This is a genomic window from Herbaspirillum lusitanum P6-12, from assembly GCF_000256565.1.
Lineage (GTDB): Bacteria > Pseudomonadota > Gammaproteobacteria > Burkholderiales > Burkholderiaceae_D > Herbaspirillum > Herbaspirillum lusitanum.
This window is the reverse complement of sequence record NZ_AJHH01000511.1, coordinates 1-2,161: the sequence shown is the minus strand read 5'-3', so window position 1 is coordinate 2,161 and position 2,161 is coordinate 1. Positions and strand designations below refer to the sequence as shown.

The 2,161-nt window shown below is 66.3% G+C and carries 1 protein-coding gene; it reads left to right on the top strand.

The window, feature by feature from the left end:
* Window positions 1–2,055, top strand: a 2,055-nt coding sequence (gene priA / locus HLUSI_RS34280) for a replication restart helicase PriA (RefSeq protein ID WP_238534024.1), incomplete at its 5' end; no start/stop codon positions are given.
* Window positions 2,056–2,161 lie beyond the last annotated feature (106 nt).

Here is a 2,161-nt window from a genome sequence, read left to right as displayed (position 1 = left end):
CCGCAGCTCGAATCGAATATCCGCGCGCGCTTTCCGGGCGTCCACGTGGTCAGCCTGCACAGCGGCCTGGCCGAAGGCGAGCGTACGCTCAGCTGGCTGGCGGCGCACCAGGGCCAGGCGCGCATCGTGCTCGGCACACGGCTGGCGATCCTGTCGTCGTTGCCGCATCTCAAACTGATCGTGATCGACGAAGAGCACGATCCGTCTTACAAGCAGCAGGAAGGCCTGCGTTATTCGGCGCGCGATCTGGCGGTCTGGCGTGCGCATCAACTGGCGATTCCGGTGGTGTTGGGCTCGGCCACGCCATCGCTGGAAACCTGGCAGCATGCCCAGGCCGGGCGGTACCGCAAGCTGCAACTGCGCGAGCGCGCGGTGCGCGACGCCGTGTTGCCCAAGGTCAAGATGATCGACATGGAACGCGACCGTCCCAACGACGGCCTGACCTCGACGCTGGTGGCGGCGCTCAAGCTGCGCCTGGAGCGCGGCGAGCAGTCGCTGCTGTTCCTCAACCGGCGCGGCTATGCGCCGGTGCTCAATTGCGATGCCTGCGGCTGGATCAGCAACTGCATGCGCTGCACTTCGTTCATGGTGCTGCACAAGCCTGAGCGGCGCTTACGCTGCCACCATTGCAGCCTGGAACTGTACATCCCCAAAGCCTGCCCGACCTGCGGCAACGTCGACCTGCAACCGCTGGGACGCGGCACCCAGCGCGTCGAAGAAGGCTTGCAGGCGATGTTTCCGGAGGCGCGCATCCTGCGCATCGACGCCGATTCCACGCGCCTCAAGGGTTCGGCCCAGAATGCCTTCGACAGCGTGCACCGCGGCGACGTCGATATCCTGATCGGCACGCAGATGGTCGCCAAGGGACACGACTTCAAGCGCCTGACGCTGGTGGGTGTGATGAATCCCGACACCGCGCTGTTTTCGCACGACTACCGCGCCAGCGAGCGCCTGTTCGCGCAACTGATGCAGGTCGCCGGCCGGCTGCAACTGCGCGAGCGCGCGGTGCGCGACGCCGTGTTGCCCAAGGTCAAGATGATCGACATGGAACGCGACCGTCCCAACGACGGCCTGACCTCGACGCTGGTGGCGGCGCTCAAGCTGCGCCTGGAGCGCGGCGAGCAGTCGCTGCTGTTCCTCAACCGGCGCGGCTATGCGCCGGTGCTCAATTGCGATGCCTGCGGCTGGATCAGCAACTGCATGCGCTGCACTTCGTTCATGGTGCTGCACAAGCCTGAGCGGCGCTTACGCTGCCACCATTGCAGCCTGGAACTGTACATCCCCAAAGCCTGCCCGACCTGCGGCAACGTCGACCTGCAACCGCTGGGACGCGGCACCCAGCGCGTCGAAGAAGGCTTGCAGGCGATGTTTCCGGAGGCGCGCATCCTGCGCATCGACGCCGATTCCACGCGCCTCAAGGGTTCGGCCCAGAATGCCTTCGACAGCGTGCACCGCGGCGACGTCGATATCCTGATCGGCACGCAGATGGTCGCCAAGGGACACGACTTCAAGCGCCTGACGCTGGTGGGTGTGATGAATCCCGACACCGCGCTGTTTTCGCACGACTACCGCGCCAGCGAGCGCCTGTTCGCGCAACTGATGCAGGTCGCCGGCGCGGGCCGGGCCGGTCAGAAGGAGGGCGGTTCGCCCAGCGAAGTATTGATCCAGAGTCGTTATCCGCATCATCCGCTGTACAGCGCGGTAGCCGCGCACGACTACGACGGCTTTGCCACGCAGTTGCTCGAAGAGCGCCGGCAGGCGGCCCTGCCGCCGTTCCTCTACCAGGCGCTGCTGCGCGCCGAAGCGGCCGAACTCGATGTCGCGCTGGCTTTCCTGCAGGATGCGGCGGCCTGCCTGGAGCACCCGGGCATCACCATCAACGATCCCATCCCGATGACCATGACGCGCGTGGCCAACGTCGAGCGTGCCCAGTTGCTGGTCGAATGCCCGTCGCGGCCGGCCTTGCAGGCCTTCCTGCGCGACTGGATGGAGGTCTTGCGCCAGACGAAGACCCGCGCCAAATGGTCGCTGGAAGTCGATCCGGTCGATATCTGAGCCGGTACGCCCCATCCGGCGCATCCACTCATCGCATCAAATCCCCCGCAGCCCGCCGTCCTCGCGCCGTTCATCGCATAGCGCTGGGACGCGCGCGCGGCGCGCG